The organism is Paraburkholderia aspalathi (assembly GCF_900116445.1).
Taxonomy (GTDB): Bacteria; Pseudomonadota; Gammaproteobacteria; order Burkholderiales; family Burkholderiaceae; genus Paraburkholderia; species Paraburkholderia aspalathi.
Genome location: NZ_FPBH01000096.1, coordinates 1 through 1,351 on the forward strand (window position 1 = coordinate 1; position 1,351 = coordinate 1,351).

At 58.5% G+C, this 1,351-nt stretch carries 1 protein-coding gene; it reads right to left on the minus strand.

The window, feature by feature from the left end; genetic code table 11:
- Positions 1–36: 36 nt before the first annotated feature.
- Complete coding sequence (locus BM438_RS44520) at positions 37–1,287, minus strand: IS256 family transposase (protein WP_093647948.1); 1,251 nt, start codon at positions 1,285–1,287, stop codon at positions 37–39.
- Positions 1,288–1,351 lie beyond the last annotated feature (64 nt).

Below are 1,351 nucleotides of genomic sequence, written 5' to 3' on the forward strand. Positions count from 1 at the left end.
GGGGGTGTCCGGAATTTTGTGTAAACGGGTTGAGGTTTAACCCGGCACCAGCCGCTCTTCGAACTGGATCGTGAAGCGGTTCAGTGCGGCCTTCCAGTCGCGGATCGGCATCGTCCACTTCTTGCTGATGTTGTTCAGGGCCAGATAAAACAGCTTGGTGACGGCCTCATCGGTCGGGAACGAGCTGCGGGTCTTGATCACCTTGCGCAGGCTCATGTTGATCGATTCTATGGCATTCGTGGTGTAAATCACCTTCCTGATCTCCGGTGGGTAATCGAAGAACGGAATCACACGTGCCCAGTTGCGTCGCCAGCTCTGTCCGATGGACGGATAGTCCTTGTCCCACCTGGCCTCGAAGGCACCCAGCATCTGTTCGGCCAGTTCGACGGTCGATGAAGTGTAAATCGTCTTCAGGTCGGCGGCGACTTCCTGCTGCATTTTCCACGGCACGAAGTTCAGACTGTTGCGCACCATATGCACGATGCACAGTTGCACGGCCGCTTTTGGGTAGACCGCTTCAATGGCTTCAGGAAAGCCTTTAAGCCCGTCGACGCAGGCGATAAAGATGTCCTGCACGCCGCGCGTCTTCAGCTCAGTGACCACCTGCAGCCAGAACTTGGCCCCCTCGGTCTGGGCGATCCACAGTCCCAGGACTTCCTTGTGGCCGGCCATGTTCACGCCGATGGCCAGGTACACCGCCTTGGTCCGCACCGCGCCGCTGTCGCGCACTTTGACGTGAATGCAGTCGAGATAGACAATCGGATAAAGCGCGTCGAGCGCACGGGCCTGCCAGAGCTTCACCTCATCACTGACGGCGTCGGTGACCGCCGAGATCAGCGTCGGCGAGACCTCCGTGCCGTACATTTCTTCCAGGTGCCCCTGGATCTCGCGCACGCTCAGGCCACGCGCATACAGCGAAATGATCTTGTCGTCGAAGCCCGTCCAGCGCGTCTGATGGCGCTCCACCAGCTTCGGCTCGAACGCCCCCTGACGGTCGCGCGGGATATTGAGCGGCAACTCGCCAAACTCCCCCTGCAGCGTCTTGGCGCTATGGCCATTACGGGTGTTGCCCGTGGCATTGGTCACCGTTTCGCCTTTGCCATGGCCCAGGTGTTCGGACATCTCCGTCTCTAACGCACGCTCCACCAGCATCCTGGTAAGCTGCTTGAGCAGGCCGTTCTCGCCTATCAGGTCTTCCGGCTTCTGGTAATTCGCCAGCAGGCTGTCTGCCAGCTTGACGAGCTCAGCATCGGGTTTCTCTCTTTTATTGCGTTTCGCTACGGTCATCTATGCTCCTGTTGCTGGCAGTCTCCTGCCAAATGACCGTTTACACAAAACTTTTTACACCCTC

What these genes read in the sequence shown, in the direction of transcription:
- BM438_RS44520 (WP_093647948.1), bottom strand. Translation starts at nt 1,287, where the DNA reads ATGACCGTAGCGAAACGCAATAAAAGAGAGAAACCCGATGCTGAGCTC.